14 protein-coding genes and 1 pseudogene are annotated in these 16901 nt (G+C 71.2%); 11 read left to right on the top strand and 4 right to left on the bottom strand.

Features of this window, described 5'->3' with window-relative positions; translation table 11 throughout:
• The first annotated feature begins 84 nt into the window (after window positions 1-84).
• Window positions 85-1347, top strand: a complete 1263-nt coding sequence (locus ACFC79_RS18585; protein ID WP_376241361.1) for a serine hydrolase domain-containing protein — start codon at window positions 85-87, stop codon at window positions 1345-1347.
• 199 nt (window positions 1348-1546) lie between these two features.
• Entirely contained in the window at window positions 1547-2389 is an 843-nt protein-coding gene (locus ACFC79_RS18580; RefSeq protein ID WP_376241359.1) for an IS5 family transposase, read from the top strand.
• 91 nt (window positions 2390-2480) lie between these two features.
• Here the strand turns inward: ACFC79_RS18580 and ACFC79_RS18575 are convergent.
• Window positions 2481-2600, bottom strand: a pseudogene (locus ACFC79_RS18575) (IS6 family transposase); the annotation flags it as partial.
• Window positions 2601-2838: 238 nt separating this feature from the next.
• On the opposite strand from ACFC79_RS18575, the gene ACFC79_RS18570 reads away from it, so the two are divergent.
• On the top strand, window positions 2839-4401 hold the full coding sequence (locus ACFC79_RS18570) for a PucR family transcriptional regulator (RefSeq protein ID WP_376241357.1): 1563 nt from the start codon (window positions 2839-2841) through the stop codon (window positions 4399-4401).
• Window positions 4402-4558: 157 nt separating this feature from the next.
• Here ACFC79_RS18570 and ACFC79_RS18565 read toward each other — a convergent pair whose 3' ends face one another.
• Window positions 4559-6199, bottom strand: a complete 1641-nt coding sequence (locus ACFC79_RS18565; RefSeq protein ID WP_376241355.1) for an amidohydrolase — start codon at window positions 6197-6199, stop codon at window positions 4559-4561.
• Window positions 6200-6355: 156 nt separating this feature from the next.
• On the opposite strand from ACFC79_RS18565, the gene gcvPA reads away from it, so the two are divergent.
• From gcvPA to ACFC79_RS18535, 6 genes are read left to right on the top strand one after another with little or no spacing between them, the layout of a single operon-like run.
• On the top strand, window positions 6356-7756 hold the full coding sequence (gcvPA, locus tag ACFC79_RS18560; protein WP_376241353.1) for an aminomethyl-transferring glycine dehydrogenase subunit GcvPA: 1401 nt from the start codon (window positions 6356-6358) through the stop codon (window positions 7754-7756).
• Window positions 7753-9450, top strand: coding sequence for an aminomethyl-transferring glycine dehydrogenase subunit GcvPB (gene gcvPB / locus ACFC79_RS18555; protein ID WP_376241351.1), 1698 nt, complete (start codon window positions 7753-7755; stop codon window positions 9448-9450). Before gcvPA ends, gcvPB begins: the two co-directional genes overlap by 4 nt.
• A 4-nt stretch (window positions 9451-9454) precedes the next feature.
• Window positions 9455-10648, top strand: coding sequence for an ATP-NAD kinase family protein (locus ACFC79_RS18550; RefSeq protein ID WP_376241349.1), 1194 nt, complete (start codon window positions 9455-9457; stop codon window positions 10646-10648).
• 26 nt (window positions 10649-10674) lie between these two features.
• Complete coding sequence (locus tag ACFC79_RS18545; protein ID WP_376241347.1) at window positions 10675-11442, top strand: SDR family NAD(P)-dependent oxidoreductase; 768 nt, start codon at window positions 10675-10677, stop codon at window positions 11440-11442.
• Window positions 11443-11447: 5 nt separating this feature from the next.
• On the top strand, window positions 11448-12413 hold the full coding sequence (locus ACFC79_RS18540; protein ID WP_376241345.1) for a 3-hydroxyacyl-CoA dehydrogenase family protein: 966 nt from the start codon (window positions 11448-11450) through the stop codon (window positions 12411-12413).
• Window positions 12406-13722, top strand: a complete 1317-nt coding sequence (locus ACFC79_RS18535; protein WP_376241343.1) for an MFS transporter — start codon at window positions 12406-12408, stop codon at window positions 13720-13722. The genes ACFC79_RS18540 and ACFC79_RS18535 overlap by 8 nt, the downstream gene beginning before the upstream one ends.
• Window positions 13723-14029: 307 nt before the next feature.
• On the opposite strand, the gene ACFC79_RS18530 is transcribed toward ACFC79_RS18535, so the two are convergent.
• Window positions 14030-14566: a hypothetical protein gene (locus ACFC79_RS18530; protein ID WP_376241341.1), complete on the bottom strand. Its 537-nt coding sequence runs from the start codon at window positions 14564-14566 to the stop codon at window positions 14030-14032.
• Window positions 14567-14699: 133 nt separating this feature from the next.
• Window positions 14700-15128 carry a hypothetical protein gene (locus tag ACFC79_RS18525; protein ID WP_376241339.1) on the bottom strand — a complete coding sequence of 143 codons (429 nt, stop codon included), beginning with the start codon at window positions 15126-15128 and terminating at the stop codon, window positions 14700-14702.
• 889 nt (window positions 15129-16017) lie between these two features.
• Here ACFC79_RS18525 and ACFC79_RS18520 point away from each other — a divergent pair.
• Together ACFC79_RS18520 and ACFC79_RS18515 are read left to right on the top strand one after the other, a co-directional pair.
• Window positions 16018-16269: an NUDIX domain-containing protein gene (locus ACFC79_RS18520; protein ID WP_376241337.1), complete on the top strand. Its 252-nt coding sequence runs from the start codon at window positions 16018-16020 to the stop codon at window positions 16267-16269.
• Between the two features lie 393 nt (window positions 16270-16662).
• A complete protein-coding gene (locus ACFC79_RS18515; RefSeq protein WP_376241335.1) occupies window positions 16663-16812 on the top strand; it encodes a hypothetical protein in 150 nt (49 codons plus the stop codon).
• The last annotated feature ends 89 nt before the right edge of the window (window positions 16813-16901 follow it).

Here is a 16901-nt window from a genome sequence, read left to right as displayed (position 1 = left end):
GAGACGGCATCAGGGATCCACCAGGGTGCTGTCGGGGGCGATCCCTGATTCGTCGCACCACGGCTGTGCGGCACGGTCGTGGGCATGACTTTCGAGCCTCCTTCCTCCAACGCCGGGACCGCGACGACAGCGGGCCGACGCAGGCGGGTGCCGATGGCGGCGCTCGCCTGCGTGGTGCTCGGCGCGGTGGCGCTGGGCACGGCCGTCCCGGCGGTCGCGGCGCCCGCCGCGCGGCCTGCCGCCGCGGCCGACACCACCGGCGACACCACCGGCAACCGGTTGCCGGAGCTGGATCCGCAGGCGTTGCAGCATGCCCTGTCGAGCGCGCCCGACCGCGTCACGGGCGTGCTGGCACGCGTGAGCGGGCCGGACGGCCACTGGACCGGAACGTACGGCACCGCCGACATCAGGACCGGCGCGCCGGTGCCGGTGGACGGCCGGTTCCGTCTCGGCAGCGTCACCAAGACCTTTATCGCCACCGTGATGCTGCAACTGGCCGCCGAGGACCGCGTCGACCTCGACCAGCCCGTCCAGCGGTACCTGCCGGACGTCCTGCCCGACAGCTATCCGCCGATCCCCGTCCGCACCCTGCTCAACTTCACCAGCAGCCTTCCCGAACTGACCCCGGACGACCTGCCCACCACCCCGGACGGCATCGTCGAGCACCGCTTCGACAACCACCCGCTCTCCGAACTCGTCGCCAAGGCCGTCCGACACGAACGCCCCTTCTCCGAGCCCGGTCGCATGCAGGTCTACGGGGCCACCGGCTACTACGTCGCCGCCATGCTCGTCGAGAACCTCACCGGACACACCTACCAGCAGGAGATCACCACCCGGATCCTGCAACCGCTGCACCTGCGCGACACCACCGCCCCGCAGACCGACACCATGATCCCCGGCCCCCACTCCCACGGCTACATCGCCGTACCTCGGCCGGACGGCGGATCGCAACTGGTCGACATCACCGAACAGAATCCCGGCGCCGGCGGCATGATCTCCACCACCGCCGACCTCGACCGCTTCCTGACCGCACTCTTCCGGGGACGGCTGCTGCCCCCGACCGAGCAGGCGGAACTGTTCGACGTCCCCGACGTCCCCTACCTCGGCGGCACCGCCGACGACCCGGGACAGGGCAGCGCCTACTACGCCGCCGGCCTGATGCGCGTGACCATGCCCAACGGCGTGACGGTGTGGGGCAAGACCGGCACCACCTTCGGCTACACCAACGGCATGTTCACCACCCGCGACCTGCGCCGCCGCCTGGTGTACTCCTTCAACCCCACCACCGGCGGCGGCAACGACCTCGCCCTGGTCACCCGGATCCTGTCAGCGACCTTCGCCCCGTGAGCGTCACACCTCATGGCTGACGATCACCTTGCCGAACACGGCTCCTGACGCGTAGGCCCCATCCGGCCGACCTTGCCGGGCGCCCGACACCGCGCGCCGATCCGACAAGATCGACCGGACAGGGCGTAGTCGGCAGATGGGACAGGCGCAGGTCCGGTGATCACGGAGTTGCGACGCTCTGTGATCACTGGGGAGACCTGTGCCTGTACTGCCACCATGGCTGACCGAACCGCTCCGGGACCAATTCGCCGCCCTGATGCCGCAGCGGCCCAAGTTCGATCCCGCCCACCCGCTGGGCTGCCACCGGCGCCGGATTGGTGACCGGATCGTCTTCGACAAGTTGCTGCAAGTCCTTCGGTTCGGCTGCTCGTACGAAGCGATCGCGGACGCCGCCTGCTCGGCCGGCACGATCCGCAACCGCCGCGACGAGTGGATACAGCTCGGGCTGTTCACCCGGCTGAAGCAGATCACCCTCGACGCCTACGACCGCATCGTCGGCCTCGTCCTCGACCGGATCGCCGTGGACGGCGCTATCACCAAGGCCCCCGGCGAGGGTGAAGCAGCCGGACGCTCGCCCGTCGACCGGGGCAAGCAGGGCATGAAACGCTCAGGCATCACTGACGGATACGGCATCCCGCTCGGCCGCGTACTGAGCGGCGCCAACTGCCACGACTCACCACTTCCGGCACCAACTCTCGGCGTCCTGGCTGGACTTGGGCCACTGCCCGACGAGATCACCGTGCACCTCGACGCGGGCTACGACTCGGCCAAGTCGCGCGCCGTGCTCGGAGAGCGAGGCCTGCGCGGCCGGATCGCCCACAAGGGAACCAAGGCACCGGTCCAGGCCACTCAGCGGTGGCATGTCGAGCGCACCCATGCCTGGCAGTACGCCTTCCAGCGGCTGGCGCGCTGCCACGAACGGCGGATCTGCGTCATCGGAGCCTTCTTCGACCTCGCCGACACAATCATCACCGTCCGTAGCCTGATCCGCCGAGCCTGGACCACCCACCGCTGGGGTACACGACCTCGCCGCCGACCATGACCAGCCGCCAATCTGCGTTGTCTCCTATGCCAACGCCATTGACGTGTTTGGGGTGGGGGCCTTTCATGGGCGCACCTGTGACGGAGTTTTAAAGCTCCTCGACCTCGCGGAAGCTGAGCGGGAAGCGAAAGTACAGCCACACGCGATGCGAGATCACCTCCACTGGGTACCGATGCCCCTTGTACGACGGGGACGCGCTCCCTGCGAACAGCCCCCTCCACCGTGATCAACCCGAAGATCATCCCACCCCGCCGGCCAACGTGACAGAGCCGCCGGTCGTGGCCGTCCTGTTCGACGCGCCTCTGGACACGGTCCAGGCGCAGAACGCCGGCCGCGACCGGGTCGTGCCCCGGCCGTCGTGCGCGAGCTCCTGTGACGCCGTCCGCCGCGATCACGAGCGGGTTCCGGCTCACCCTCGGGGGCTTGACGGGCGTGGCACACTCCGAGGCATGATCACGCTCAAGGACGTCCTCGCGCTGCCGAGTCTCGGGCTCGGTCTGATCGACGGCGACGGGGCCGGGGGCGGGACGACCGACGCGCTCGGCCGTGAGGTGCGCTGGGCGCACGTGAGCGAACTGGAGGATCCGACGCCCTGGCTGCTCGGCGGTGAACTGCTGCTGTCCACCGGGCTCAACCGGTTCGAGGACGCGGCGCAGACCTTCGCCTACTGCGAGCGCCTGACGCGGGTGGGCGTCGCGGCGCTCGGGGTGAGCACCGGTGCGAGCCTGCCGCACCCCGAGCTGCCCGCCGTGCTCCTGGCCGGGTGCGCCGCGGCCGGCCTGGCCTTGGTGCACGTGCCCGAGAACACCGGGCTGCAATCGATCATCCAGGCCGTCTCGGACGCGCTGAACGCCGAACACACGGAGCCGATGCGCCGTGCGCTGCTCGCCCAGCGGAATCTCGCGGATGCCGCCGCGCAGGTCAGGGGACCGGACGCCGTGCTGGCGGGGATGGCCGAGACGAGTGGCATGCACTCGGTCCTGTTCGACGGTGAGATGCGGGTCGTGGCCGAGTGCGGCAGCGCCGCTCTGGACCTCGCCGAAGTGCGCCGCACGGTCCGGGCACGCCTGCTGAGCTCGTCCCCGTGGTCGGTCGCGATGGACGTCGGCGAGTGGACGATGACCATCGTGCCGGTGCTGGCCTCGGGGACCATGCGCGGCATCCTCGTCGTGGCCAAACCGGGCGCGTGGACCGAGTACGACCGCGCCCTGCGGTCCATGGCCCACTCCCTGCTCGCGGTCCTCCTCGAACTGCGGTATCGGGCCGGGCAGAGGCGGTGGGCGACGCGTGCGCAGGCGTTCGACGCCCTTCTCGACGGCACCGGAGAGGCGTCCGAGGTGGAGGAGCGGCTCGTTCGGGCCGAACTCGGTTGGGTGACCCGGGTGCAGGTCATCACCACGGCGGCGATGGAGAACCCGGGGCGCCGGGCGGCCTTCGTGGCGGGGCTTCAGGAGCTGGCAGCCGATGTCCTGGTCCGCTCGGCGGGCGGGACGACCCAACTGGGGCTTCTTGACCCCGACGACGGTGCCGAGAGCCGGGCGGAGGCGCTGGCCGCAGAGTGCGGCATCGCCAGGGCGGGCATGAGCCGCCCGGTGCACCGGGCGGAAGGGCATGTGGCGCTGCGTCAGGCCGAGCGGGCCTATCACGCCGCCGACACCCGCGGTGTGCCGTTCGTGGTGCTGGAACGGCTCGGCGGATACCGGGCGCTGCTGTCCCTGGGGAGCGGCGCGGACCGGCAGGAGTACGCCCACCAGGTTCTCAGCCCGCTCATGACCCCGGAGGCGCGGGGCACGGACCTCTACGGGGCGTTGCGCGCCTATGTGCGCTCCGCCGGGAACACCGAGGTCGCCGCAGCCCATCTGGGGGTGCACCGGCACACCGCGCGCGCCCGGCTGCGCCGTGTCGCGGAGCTGACGGGGCTGGACCCGACGCGGGCACTGGATCTCTTCGAGCTGTGGCTCGCGGTGGAGATCCGGGAGCTGTTCGAGGAGCGTGAAGCGGCCGACGGCTGAGCGGACGGTGCTGCCGCCGGTGCGCCGTCCGGCGGCGGGCCCGCGCCGCTGCCGTGCCGCGCCTCCGTACCCGCACCGCCGCGCCCCGTCGGGACGGTGTCCGGTGCCGCGCCGACGCGATGCCGGGGTCGCGACCGGCCGGGTCCGCCGTCAGGCGTCAGGCGAAGATGCCCTGCGGGTCGTACTCCGCCACGCCGCCCACCACCGTGGCCAGGACCGGCGTGCCGCCGATCTCCTCGGTCGCGCAGGTGGTGATGTCCCGGCCGAGGACGACCAGGTCGGCGAGGTGGCCGGGGGCGAGGCGGCCGAGTTCGTGGTCGGTGCGCTGCGCGTACGCCGAACCGACGGTGTAGGTGCGCAGCGCCTCCAGCACCGGCACCGCCTCGTGGCCGTTGAAGAGCCGGCCCGACGGCGTGCGCCGCTCGACCATGGACTGGATCGCGGGAAGCGGGCCGCCGTCGGCGACGACGGGCCGGTCCGAGCCGCTGGCGACCACGATGCCGCGTTCGGCGAACGACGCGTGCCGGTACGTCCACGGCAGGCGGTCCTCGCCGAGCACGGAGGCGACTCCGTCGCCCAGTTCGGCGACGAACCGGCCCTGGGTGGACGCGATGACTCCGAGCCGGGCGAACCGGTCGAGCTGTTCGGGACGGACCACGGAGGCGTGCTCGATGCGGTGGCGCGGGTCGGGGCGGGCCCCCGCGCGGGCGACCGCGCCGAGCACGTCCAGGGCCACATCGACGGCGTGGTCGCCGATCGCGTGGACGGCCAGTTGCCAGCCCGCGGCGGCCGCGTCCACGGCAGTACCGGTGAGCTCCTCGGCCGTGAACTGCATCATGCCCGCGTGGTCGTGGCCGCAGAAGTCCGCCGTCATCGACGCGGTCCGGCTCATCAACGCGCCGTCGGTGAACATCTTCAGCGGTCCGATGCGCAGCCGCTCGTCGCCCAGGCCGGTGCGCAGGCCGAGGTCGAGCCCGCGCCGGAACGGGTCGGTGTCCGCGCTGGCCAGCGTGTGCAGGTTCTCCATCGCGATCATGAGCTGGACGCGTTGGCGGATCGCGCCCTCCTCGACGGCCCGCTGGTAGACACCGCCCTCGACCGGGCTCGACCCGACGAGCGGGGAGTCTCCGATGCCGGCCTCGGAGACCGAGGTGAGTCCCTCGGCGAGGTAGACGCGGGACGCGGCGCCGAGCGCGTCGATCAGATCGCGCTGCGGGAACGGCTTGCGCAGTCCGCGGAACTCCGCCATCGCCCGCTCGGTGACCAGGCCGGTGGGCGTGCCGTCGGCATGCCGTTCCACCGTCCCGCCCTCCGGGTCCGGGTACGTCGCCGCCATCGCGCCGACCGCCTCGAAGACCGCGGTGCTGGCGACCAGCAGATGGCTCGTGCGGTGCAGCAGCAGGACCTTGCGGCCGCCGCCCGCGCGGTCCAGCTCCTCGCGGAGCGGATGGCCCCCCAGCACCGTCTGGTCGTATCCCGAGCCGGTGATCCATGCGTCGGGGGCCGCCTCGGCCGCCCGCGCCGCGATCAGGCCGAGGAGTTCGTCCCGCGAACGCACTGCGCTGCAGTCGATCTCCCCGAGGCGCTGGCCGAACTGCGCCATGTGGTTGTGCGAGTCGTTGAACCCGGGGACCACGGTCGCGCCGCCGACGCGGACTTCACTCCGGGCGCGCATCCCCTCCACCTGCTCGTCCAGGCCGACCACCCGTCCCCGCCAGATCCCGACACTGCGGGCGAAGGGGCGGTCGTCGTCCATCGTGACGACGTGGGCATCGGTGAGCAGTAGGTCGAGTTCCATGCGCGTCACCCTAAGCACACCCCGCCGAGCCGGGCGCTGGACATCCTGTACATCCGCGTTTCCTCCTTCGCTGCTCTGTACAGATCGGACCGGCGGGAAGCTGTGGCTGACTTCTCGGGTCACCCGACCTGGGACCGCGAAAGGCACGGCACACAGATGGGCGCACCACCCGCACACCCGTACATCCCCAACGCGGCGGCGGACACCGAGCGCGCGATGCTCGACGTGATCGGCGTCGCCGACGTCGACGAACTCCTCGCCTCGATCCCCGCGAAGCTGCGCATGAGCCGCCCGCTCGACATCGGGCCGCCGCTGACCAGCGAGTACGAGCTGTCCCGCCACATGATGGGCCTGCTCGGGCGGAACGCCACCGTCGATGAGAACCTGTCGTTCCTCGGCATGGGCTGCTACGACCACTGGGTCCCCGCGGTCTGCGGCGAGGTCAACGGCCGCGCCGAGTTCCTCACCGCCTACGCCGGCGAGGCCTACGAGGACCACGGCAAGTGGCAGGCCCTCTTCGAGTACGTCTCCCTGATGGCGGAACTCCTGGAGATGGACGTCGTCAACGTCCCCACCTACGACGGCTTCCAGGCCGCCGCGACCGGCCTGCGGATGGCCGGGCGGATCACCGGACGCCCCCGGGTTCTGGTGACCGGCGCAGTGCTCCCGGACAAGCTCGGCAAGATCGAGGGCTATCTGGACGGCGTCCTCGCGGTCGACATGCTCCCCGTCGACCCCGCCACCGGTCTGACCCGGCCGCAGGACGTGGCCGCGCGCCTCGGCGACGACGTCGCCGCGGTCTACCTGGAGACCCCCAACGCCTATGGCGTCCTGGAGCGGCACGCCCGTGAGATCGCGGCTGCCGCGCACCGCGTCGGCGCGATCGTGGTGTGCGGGACCGACCCGCTCGCTCTCGGCTTCGTGGACCCGCCGGCCCGCTGGGGCGCGGACATCGTCTGCGGTGACATCCAGTCCCTCGGCCTCGGTCTCCACTACGGCGGGGCGCACGGAGGGTTCATCGCCACCCACGACGACGAGCGGTTCGTCTTCGAGTTCCCCTCCCGGCTCTTCGGCCTCGCGCCGACCCGGAAGGCCGGCGAGCTCGGGTTCTGCGACGTCGCCTACGAGCGCACCTCCCTGGCCCGCCGGGAGGAGGGCATCGAGTGGGTGGGCACGGCCGCCGCCCTGTGGGGCATCACGGCCGGCGTCTACCTCTCCCTGATGGGACCCGGCGGCATGGCCGAGCTCGGGGCCGGGGTCGCGTCCCGCACCCGGTACGCGATGCGCAGCCTCGCCGAGGCCGGAGCCGAGGTGCTGCACGCCGACGCCCCGCACTGGCGCGAGTTCGCCGTCTGCTACCCGGGCCGCACCGTCGCCGAGGTCGACGCGCTGCTGCGGGAACGCGGGATCTTCGGCGGCGCAGAGCTGCCGTCGTCCCTCCTTCCCGGCACCGGCGGACCGGGGGACGGCGGGACCGCCCTCGTCTGCGTGACGGAGAAGCACACGACCGCCGACATCGACCGGCTGGCCGGCGAGCTGAAGGAGATCCTGCGATGACCGACCGGACGACCATCCATGACGAGGCCGCAGACAGGGCCGCCCCGGCCGGTGACGCGGACGGCCGGTGGCAGGCGCGCAAGGGCCTGCGGCGCGAATACCACGCCCCCCGCTGGGACGAACCCGTCATCTTCGAACTCGACGACCGGGGCCACCGCGGGATCGCGGTCCCCGGCACCGACGACGCCCTCGCCACCGCCCTGGCCGACGCTCCGGAGGAGGCAGTACGACGCGCGGACGCGCCCGCCCTGCCTCGGATCGGGCAGTCGCAGGTGCTGCGGCACTACCTCCGCCTGTCGCAGGAGACCCTCGGCGCCGACCTCAACGTCGACATCGGCCAGGGCACCTGCACCATGAAATACAGCCCGAAGGCCAACGAGCGGTTCGTCTCCGCACCGGGCAGCGCCCGGCTGCACCCGCTCCAGCACCCGTCCACCGTCCAGGGCGTGCTGGAGATCCTCGCCGGGCTCCAGGACATCCTCCGCGAGGTGTCCGGCATGGACGCGGTCTGCCTCCAGGCGGGCGCCGGATCCGCGGCGATCTACGCCAACGTCAAGACCGTGCAGGCGTACCACCGGGCCCGCGGCGAGCACGAGCAGCGGGACGAGATCATCACCACGGTCTTCTCCCACCCGTCCAACGCGGCGACCGCTCGGACCGCCGGCTACAAGGTCATCACCCTCTACCCGGACGAGACGGGGTTCCCCGACCTGGACGCGTTGCGCGGGGCCGTCTCGCAGCGCACCGCGGCCCTGTTCATCACCAACCCCGAGGACACGGGCATCTTCAATCCCCGGATCACGGAGTACGTCGAGGCCGTGCACGCGGTCGGCGGGGTCTGCGTGTACGACCAGGCGAACGCCAACGGGCTCCTCGGGATCACCCGGGCCCGCGACGCGGGCTTCGACCTGTGCCACTTCAATCTCCACAAGACGTTCTCCACACCGCACGCCTGCGGCGGCCCCGCGGCGGGCGCGATCGGCGCAACGGACGAGCTCGCCCCGTTCCTGCCGGGTCCGCGCCTGGTGCGCGGCGAGGACGGGCTCGGCTGGGAGGACGGCGGCGCCACGGCAACGGCCTCCGTCCGCCCCTTCTACGGCGTCGTGCCCAACCTGGTCCGCGCCTACGCGTGGGCCAGGGCGCTCGGCGGCGAGGGACTGCGGCAGGTCGCCGAGACCGCGATCGTCAACAACAACTACGTCCTGGCCTCGCTCGCCGACGTCGACGGTCTCTCCGTGCCGTACGCGCAGGGACAGCACCGCATCGAGCAGGTGCGCTATAGCTGGGCGGAGCTGACCGCGGAGACCGGCGTCACCAGCGGTGAGATCGGAGCGCGGATGGCCGACCACGGCATGCATTACTGGACCAGCCACCACCCGTACGTGGTGCCGGAGCCGGTCACCCTCGAACCGACCGAGTCCTACTCCCGGCGCGAACTCGACGAGTACGTCGCGGCGATCAAGCAGACCGCCCACGAGGCCCGGACCGACGCGGAGCTGGTGCGGGCCGCCCCGCACCGCAGCTCGATCCACACCGTCGACGACGAGGCCGTCGGCGACCCGGACACCTGGGCGACCTCCTGGCGCGCCTACCGGCGCAAGTACGAGGGCGAGGTCTTCCCCGAGCCCGAGCGCTGGCAGGCCCCGGCGGGCCTGCCGCTGCCCCAGCGACCGCCCAAGGCGAAGCACCGGTGAGCACATGCCGACCATAGGACTCCTCATCAACCCCGTCGCGGGCATCGGCGGCCCGGCCGGGTTGCGGGGCAGCGACGGCGCCGACACCCAGCGGCGCGCCCGCGAGCGCGGCGCGGTCGCGGCCGCGCCGCGGCGGGCCCGGGACGCGCTGGCCGCCCTCGTCGAGGCCTGGCCCGACACACCCGTGCTCACCGGGGGCGGTGGCCTGGGCGAGGACGCGGCCCGGGACGCGGGTTGCCGCGTCGGGGTGGTCCACCGGGCTCCTGCGGGCACGACCACTCCCGAGGACACCCGGCGCACCGTCACCGCACTGCTGGACCGGGGCGTCGACGTCGTCCTCGTCGCGGGCGGCGACGGTACCGCACGGGACGTCGCAGCCGTTTACCGGAACGCCGCGGGCGCCGCCGGAGCCGACGGCCAGGGCCTGCCCCCGGTCGTCGGCGTACCCGGCGGCGTGAAGATGCACTCCGGCGTGTTCGCGCGCTCGCCGCGGACCGCGGGACTGCTGGCCGCGGAGGTGCTGCGCGCCGCGGCCGCCGGGCGCGCCGTGACGACCCGCCAGGCGGAGGTGGTGGACCACGACGAGGAGGCCCGGCGCGCCGGGGTGCTCTCCACCTCCCTCCACGGCCACCTGCCCGTCCCGGCCCGGACGGCGGGGTTGCAGGGAGGCAAGGTGGGGGCCGGTCGCTCCGGGGGCGACGCCGCCGGGATCGCGGGGCTCGCGGCCGAGTGCGCCCGCCGGATGCGGGAGCACGACCTGTGGGTCCTCGGACCGGGCACGACCGTCGCCGCCGCCGCCCGCGCCCTCGGGGTGGACAACACCCTGCTCGGGATCGACGTGGTGGACGGCGGGACGACGGTCGGCCGCGACGTGGACGCCCGGCGCCTGGCGGATCTCACCGCCGGTCGGCGTCCGCGGCTGCTCCTGTCCCCCGTGGGCGGACAGGGCATGATCTTGGGGCGCGGAAACCAGCAGCTGGACGCGGCGTTCCTCGCGCGCCTGCGACCGGCGGACCTGCACCTCGCCGCGACGCCCGAGAAGCTGGCGGCGCTCGCCGGCGGGCCGTTGTGGGTGGACGCTCCGACGCCGGAACTCGGCGATCTCCTCGCCGGCCACCACCGGGTGGTCACGGGGTGGCAGCAGTACGCCGTGTTGCCGGTGCGCAGCGCGAACGCGGCCGGGACCGACGCCGCATGACGACCTCGACGAGGGAAGGACACACGATGAACGACACACCCACTGCGGCGCGGGGGCGCCCCGTGGCGATGGTCACGGGAGGGGCGGGGGGCTTCGGCTCCGCAAGCTGCCGCCGGTTGGCCGCCGACGGCTTCGCCGTCGCGGTCAGCGACCGGGACCTGGCCGCCGCCGAACGGACGGCGGCCGGAATCGACGGCGCGTTCGCCGTCGGACTGGACGTCACGGACGCGGATGCCGTTCGGGCGGGTGTCGACGCCGTACTGGAGTGCCACGGCCGCCTGGACGTCGTCGTCAACAACGCGGGCGTCGCCCCGCCGGGGACCATGTCCACCACCGGACTCGAGGCGTTCGACGCCACGCTGGCAATCAACCTGCGGGGTGCCTATCTGGTGACGGCCGCGGCCATGGAGGCGCTGACGGCCAGCCCGCGCGCTCGTGTCGTCATGATCGGCTCCCGCACGTGGCTGGCAGGCGGCAACCCCGCCTACTCGGCGAGCAAGGCCGGAATGGTGGGCCTGTGCCGGTCGGTGGCGCAGGACCTCGCCCCGACCGGCGGGACGTGCAACGTGGTGGCCCCCGGTCCCGTGGACACTGGGTTCGTCGACGCCATGGGCATGGGTGACACCCGGCGCGAGAACTTCGAGCGGTATGCGCGCATGACGCCCCTCGGCCGGGTCGCGACGCCGGAGGACATCGCCTCGGCGGTCGCGTTCTTCGCGTCGCGGGAAGCCGGCTTCATCACCGGCGAGACGCTCAACGTGGCGGGCGGGCTCCAGCTCGCCCCGAAGCTGTGACCGCCATGGGCGCCCGTCCCGGAGGAGAGACGCAGGGCGCCGCGACCGCGCTCACGGGTGCCACCACGACCCCGGACCGGAATTCCTCGACGGTCCCCGACCTCGGTGCCGCCACGCTCCTGGTGCTCGGCGCGGGGAAGATGGGCCTGGGCCTCGCGGAACTGGCCGTCTCCCGCGGTCATGCGGTTCAGATCGTCGAGCCGGACCCCGTGGTCGCACGGCGGGCGCGCGAGCGGCTGGCCGCCGCTTCCCCCGACGGCACCGCAGGCCGGGCGCGCGTGGTCGGCAGCCTTGCCGAGTGCGTCCCCGCGGACATGGTCGTCGAGGCCGTGCCCGAGGACCCGGTCCTGAAGACGGAGATCCTGCGGAAGGCCGAACGGCTGGTCACCGACGGCGGCGTCCTCGCGACGAACACCAGCTCGCTGGCGGTCACCGAGATGGCCGCGGCCCTGGACCGGCCAGAACGCTTCTGCGGAATGCACTTCTTTCAACCGGTGCCCACCACGCCGCTCCTGGAGGTGATCCGCACCCCGCAGACCGGCGACGCGGCCGTCGCCACCGCCTCCGCGTGGGCGCGCCACCTCGGCAAGACGGAGATCCGCTGCGCCGACTCCCCGGGCTTCGCCACGAGCCGTCTCGGAGTGGCGATCGGGCTGGAGGCGATGCGGATGGTCGAGGAGGGCATCGCCACACCCGAGGACATCGACACCGGGATGGAACTCGGCTACCGGCACGGTGTCGGACCACTGCGCATGAGCGACATGGTCGGCCTCGACGTCCGGCTCGCCATCGCCGAGCATCTGGCGGCCACCCTCGGCCCCCGCTTCGAGCCGCCGCGGATCCTGCGCGACATGGTCTCCGCCGGACAGCTCGGCGAGAAGACCGGCCAGGGATTCTTCCGCTGGCCGCACACCCCCGACTCGCCCACCACGGCGGCCCTCACCAGCGAAGGCGGAAGACCTCATGACTGACACGACGGCACCCCCCAGAACGGCCGACGAGACGCCACGGCGCACCGTCTCACCCCACAAGGTGGCCTTCGCCAGCTTCATCGGCACCAGCATCGAGTGGTACGACTTCTTCCTCTACGGCACGGCGTCCGCGCTCGTCTTCGGGGACCTGTTCTTCCCCACCGGCGACCCGCTGATCAGCACCCTGCTGGCGTTCGCCACCTTCGGCGTGGGATTCGCCGCCCGCCCCATCGGCGGCGCGGTCTTCGGCAGCCTCGGCGACAAGCTGGGCCGCAAGAAGGTCCTGGTCGTGACGCTGCTGGTGATGGGCGCGGCAACCGCGGCGATCGGCCTGCTGCCCACCTACGGGCAGATCGGGGTGGCCGCGCCGGTCCTGCTGGTGCTCCTGCGTCTCGTCCAGGGCTTCGGGGTCGGCGGCGAGTGGGGCGCGGCCGCGCTGATGGCCGTCGAGCACGCGCCCAAGGGCCGCCGGGGGTTCTTCGGGAGCATGCCGCAGATGGGCGTGCCCGCCGGCACGATCCTGTCGACGGGCGCCTTCGTGCTCATCAACCGCATGGACGAGCAGACCTTCCTCTCCTGGGGCTGGCGCATCCCGTTCCTCGCGAGCTTCCTGCTGGTCATCGTGGGGCTGCTGATCCGGGTCTCGGTGGAGGAATCCCCGGAGTTCGAGAGGCTGGTGAAGGAGAAGAAGCAGGTCGCGATGCCGCTGCGCTCCGCGGTCCGCGACCATTGGCGCGTCATCCTGCTCGCGGGCGGCATGCGGTTCTCGGAGAACTCCGTGTTCTACGTCGTCACCGTCTTCCTGCTCAGCTACGGCACCACCGCGCTCGGCCTCGAACGCGCGGCGCTGCTCAACGCGGCGCTCATAGCGGCGTTCGTGGAGATCCTGACGATCCCGTACTTCGGGGCCGTGTCGAGCCGCTTCGGCGCACGGCGGATGTACCTGTCCGCGGCGGCACTTTCGGTGCTGCTGGCGTTCCCGTTCTTCCTCACCGTCAACACCGGCAACATGGTGGCCGTCACGATCGCCATGATCGTCACCATCGTCGTGGCCTGTGTGATGTACGCGCTGCAGCCCTCGATGATGGGCTCGCTGTTCCCGGTGGAGGTGCGCTCCAGCGCGGTATCAATCGGATACCAGGTCGCCGCGGTGTTCGCGGGCGGTCTGTCCCCGTTCATCGCGACCGGCCTGTACGCCTGGTCGGGCGAGCAGTGGTGGCCCATCGCGGCCTACATGATGGTCATGGGGCTCATCACCTGGATCTGTACCCACCTCGCCACGAAGCGGTACGGCGGCCACCTCACCTGACCGCTCCCGCGACTCGTGCGGCACGGAGCCGACGCGCCCGTGCCCCGGTGCGCTCCGGAATCCGCCTCCTGCGGCCCCGGGCCCACCCCTCGCCGCTCCGGCCCGCCCGCTCCCTCGCAGCGCCACGAGGGAGCGGGCGGGCCCGCGCCCCTGGTGGAGATGCGCACCGTGTGCGCGCAGCGCTCGGTGGGCCGGGCACCGCGTGTTCACGGCGCCGAGGTGGGCCCGAAATCGGCGCTCGCCCCGCCTCCTTGCGGATACCGCACCCCCTGTTGACACCCCGGCGACGACCGGCCCTCGGTCGGTGTCAGGCAGCAGAGGCGCGTCTCAGGACCACGGAGGGGAGAAGAAGTGCTGTGCCCGCGACGACCGCGATCCAGAACCCGTTGCCCGCGCCGAGGCCGTCGATCACGGGCCCGGCGGCTGCGGGGCCGATCGCGGTGCCGAACCTCAGGCCCGCGGCCGACCAGGTGAGGGCCTCGGTGAGCGAAGCCTGCGGGACGTTCTTCTCGATGAGCCGGGAGCTGAGGATCACGGTGGGGGCGAAGAAGACTCCGGCGACGAAGATCGTGAGGGACAGCGCGCCGATCGATCCGACGAACACCATGGGCACGGTGGTCAACGCGGTGGCGACGAGGCCGACCCGCAGGAGCCCGCCGATCGGGCGCGTGATCGTCCTACTGCCGAACACGAAGCCCGAGAGGCATGATCCCGCCGCGTAGAGGGACAGCACGATGCTCCTCAGCGCCGTGTTGCCCCCGGCCTCGGCGAACGCGACGAAGACGACATCGACGGTGCCGATGATCACTCCCATCACCGTCATGGCGACCACGACGACGGCCACGGTCGGGTCGTGCGGTTCTGTCGCACATTCGGTGGTGACTGAACGTCATCGCCGAAGCACCTGGCCCGACGTCCAAGCGCAGCAGACGCAGACGCGTCTTCAAGCCAGACGGGCGCTGCCTCGCTGGTGGGCGTTACCTGCGCTGACCTGGGAACGGCACTGTCAGCGACGGGACATCGGCGAACCGGCGGATCCGGTCCTGTTCGGCGGTCTCGTCGGAGGCGTCGAAGTGCCGTACCTGGTTCCACCAGTGGTCATGGTCGTAGCCCTCGCAGTGGTTGAACTCATGGGCCGTACTGCGTAGCCGCTGCCACTCCCGCACGATCGCGGCCCGCTGCCACGTCTGTGGCCGCTCCACCGCGAGGAGCGTGTACAGGAGCTCGGCCGAGCCGCAGACCAGGATGAGCAGAGACCGCATCGCGAATGACGTCTCACCGGTCTCCCCGACCCCCTCGTACACCCGCCCCAACTGGACGTTGAGAAACGTCTCCAAGGCGCGGACGTCCTCTGGCCTGAGGTCTTCGGCGTAGATGAGGGTGCGCTCGGACGGCGGGGCGGTCATGTAGGCGGGCCCTCCCTTTCCTGCGGTGCCAGCTGGACCGGCTCCGGTGGCGCTGAGCAACTCTACGGAGAGGTGGCTGACACTGTCAGGCCACATAGAAGACCAGATCATCCCGCCTACCGAGCGCAAGAGGTCCAGAAGGCTACGCAGCCTTGACTTGCAGTCAAGACTTGCAGTCAAGACTTGCAGTCAAGACTTGCAGTCAAGGCATTCCATGCCATGGCGGCCCACCAGGCGCATCAGGTGCCAGAGCGCGCCTCGACGGTGCGCGCTCAGGATCGTTCCTGACGAAGTTTCGGAGACTTCCTCCGTATGTCGTAGCGGAGGAGGCGTCAGCTGATTCGCGACAAGCTCACATATCGCCACTTTGCGGGTGTTGCACGAGTGTTGCGCGCAAACCGCAACGCCTACTGGCCTTCCGGCGCAACGCCTTGGAGCCCTACGGTCGCGGCATGGGATCACTAACGCGCCAGTCCTTGCCGTTCTGCCCATCACCGTGTCGTTACTGCTGATGGTCGCGACGCTTCACCCAGATCCTGTACTCCGTGAGCGGTCCCTGCGCGCGTTGGCAGTCATCTTTGACAAGAAGGAGTGATCACCCTTCGTACAATTTCCCTCGTACCAGTCTAATTCGCCTAGAGCGGACGAGCGCTGAGTGCGCGAGCGCGGACCCGGCCGAAGTGGTGCCGAAGCTTAGGATCATTCTCAGCGAAGAATCGCACTGTTCGAGTGTTGCTCCTGCTGAATGGTCACAGCGCGGGCATCTGTGCGTCTCGCTCCAGGTAATGTTCCGTCTCTGGAGTGAGAATCGCACCGGTTCGTCACTGTTCTGGGCCAGACCGCCGATACGGCCCGGACCATGTGGGCGGCCCGGTTAGCGTCCCGCCTCATGAGCACCGCGCGTCTTTCTCCTGCCGAGTACTACGCCTCCCTGCCCAAGCGCATCGCCGGTGCCGGAGCCGTCATCCACGACGCAGCCGGCCGCATTCTCCTGGTCCAGCCGTCCTACCGCACTGACACCTGGGAGATCCCCGGCGGCGGCCTGGACATGGGGGAGGACCCGCTGCAGACAGTCCGGCGCGAGGTCGAGGAAGAACTCGGCCTCGACCTCACGCCGGGCCGGCTGCCGGCCGTCGACTGAGTGCCGGAACAGGCCGACGGGCGCCCGCCCCTGGCGAACTACCTCTTCGACTGCGGCCCAATCACCCCGCAAGAGGCGCAGACACGCATTCACCTCGACACGGACGAGCTCACCGCATGGCAGCTGGCCGCTCCAGACCAGTGGGACACCCTCCTCGCCCCCACACATGGCCCGCCGCCTGCACGCCTGCTCCAGCGCTCCGAACCAGGGCACGACCGTCTACCTGCACTACGGGTTCGACCCCACCTGAGGTTCCCCCGTTGCTCGGGAGTCGCTGATCAGCTGGTCAGAGCGGTTTGATGGGTCTCCGACTGAGCCCATGGATGCCTCAACTCCCGCTCGCATGAGCCGGGTTGTGAGCTTGATGGACGTGTATTGACAGCCGTGGCCGGCATGGTGAATGAGCTTTCCGGGCTCGACCTCGCGCCGTTCAGCGAAGCCCAGTTCCGTACCACGAGGTACGCCGCCGACTACCCCGAACGCTTCGACTCCCTGGCCCACGCCGGGCATTGGATGGACGCGCTCATCAGCTACCGAGGCTAATCGCAGTGCTCCCCCGTTCACGGGGGAGGTGAAGCGATTCTCAAGACTGCTCTGACCCGCAGGTCACAGCGGACGATTCTGCTGTTCGA

Source organism: Streptomyces sp. NPDC056061, from assembly GCF_042266885.1.
In the GTDB taxonomy this organism is placed as follows: Bacteria; Actinomycetota; Actinomycetes; order Streptomycetales; family Streptomycetaceae; genus Streptomyces.
Note: the sequence above shows the minus strand (reverse complement) of the source record. Positions and strands in the feature narration are given on the sequence as shown.

Coding starts and splice junctions, on each gene's coding strand:
- gcvPA (WP_376241353.1), top strand. CDS start 6,356: ATGGGCGCACCACCCGCACACCCGTACATCCCCAACGCGGCGGCGGAC.
- ACFC79_RS18525 (WP_376241339.1), bottom strand. CDS start 15,128: ATGACCGCCCCGCCGTCCGAGCGCACCCTCATCTACGCCGAAGACCTC.
- ACFC79_RS18570 (WP_376241357.1), top strand. CDS start 2,839: ATGATCACGCTCAAGGACGTCCTCGCGCTGCCGAGTCTCGGGCTCGGT.
- gcvPB (WP_376241351.1), top strand. CDS start 7,753: ATGACCGACCGGACGACCATCCATGACGAGGCCGCAGACAGGGCCGCC.
- ACFC79_RS18545 (WP_376241347.1), top strand. CDS start 10,675: ATGAACGACACACCCACTGCGGCGCGGGGGCGCCCCGTGGCGATGGTC.
- ACFC79_RS18565 (WP_376241355.1), bottom strand. CDS start 6,199: ATGGAACTCGACCTACTGCTCACCGATGCCCACGTCGTCACGATGGAC.
- ACFC79_RS18585 (WP_376241361.1), top strand. CDS start 85: ATGACTTTCGAGCCTCCTTCCTCCAACGCCGGGACCGCGACGACAGCG.
- ACFC79_RS18515 (WP_376241335.1), top strand. CDS start 16,663: ATGGTGAATGAGCTTTCCGGGCTCGACCTCGCGCCGTTCAGCGAAGCC.
- ACFC79_RS18535 (WP_376241343.1), top strand. CDS start 12,406: ATGACTGACACGACGGCACCCCCCAGAACGGCCGACGAGACGCCACGG.
- ACFC79_RS18520 (WP_376241337.1), top strand. CDS start 16,018: ATGAGCACCGCGCGTCTTTCTCCTGCCGAGTACTACGCCTCCCTGCCC.
- ACFC79_RS18540 (WP_376241345.1), top strand. CDS start 11,448: ATGGGCGCCCGTCCCGGAGGAGAGACGCAGGGCGCCGCGACCGCGCTC.
- ACFC79_RS18550 (WP_376241349.1), top strand. CDS start 9,455: ATGCCGACCATAGGACTCCTCATCAACCCCGTCGCGGGCATCGGCGGC.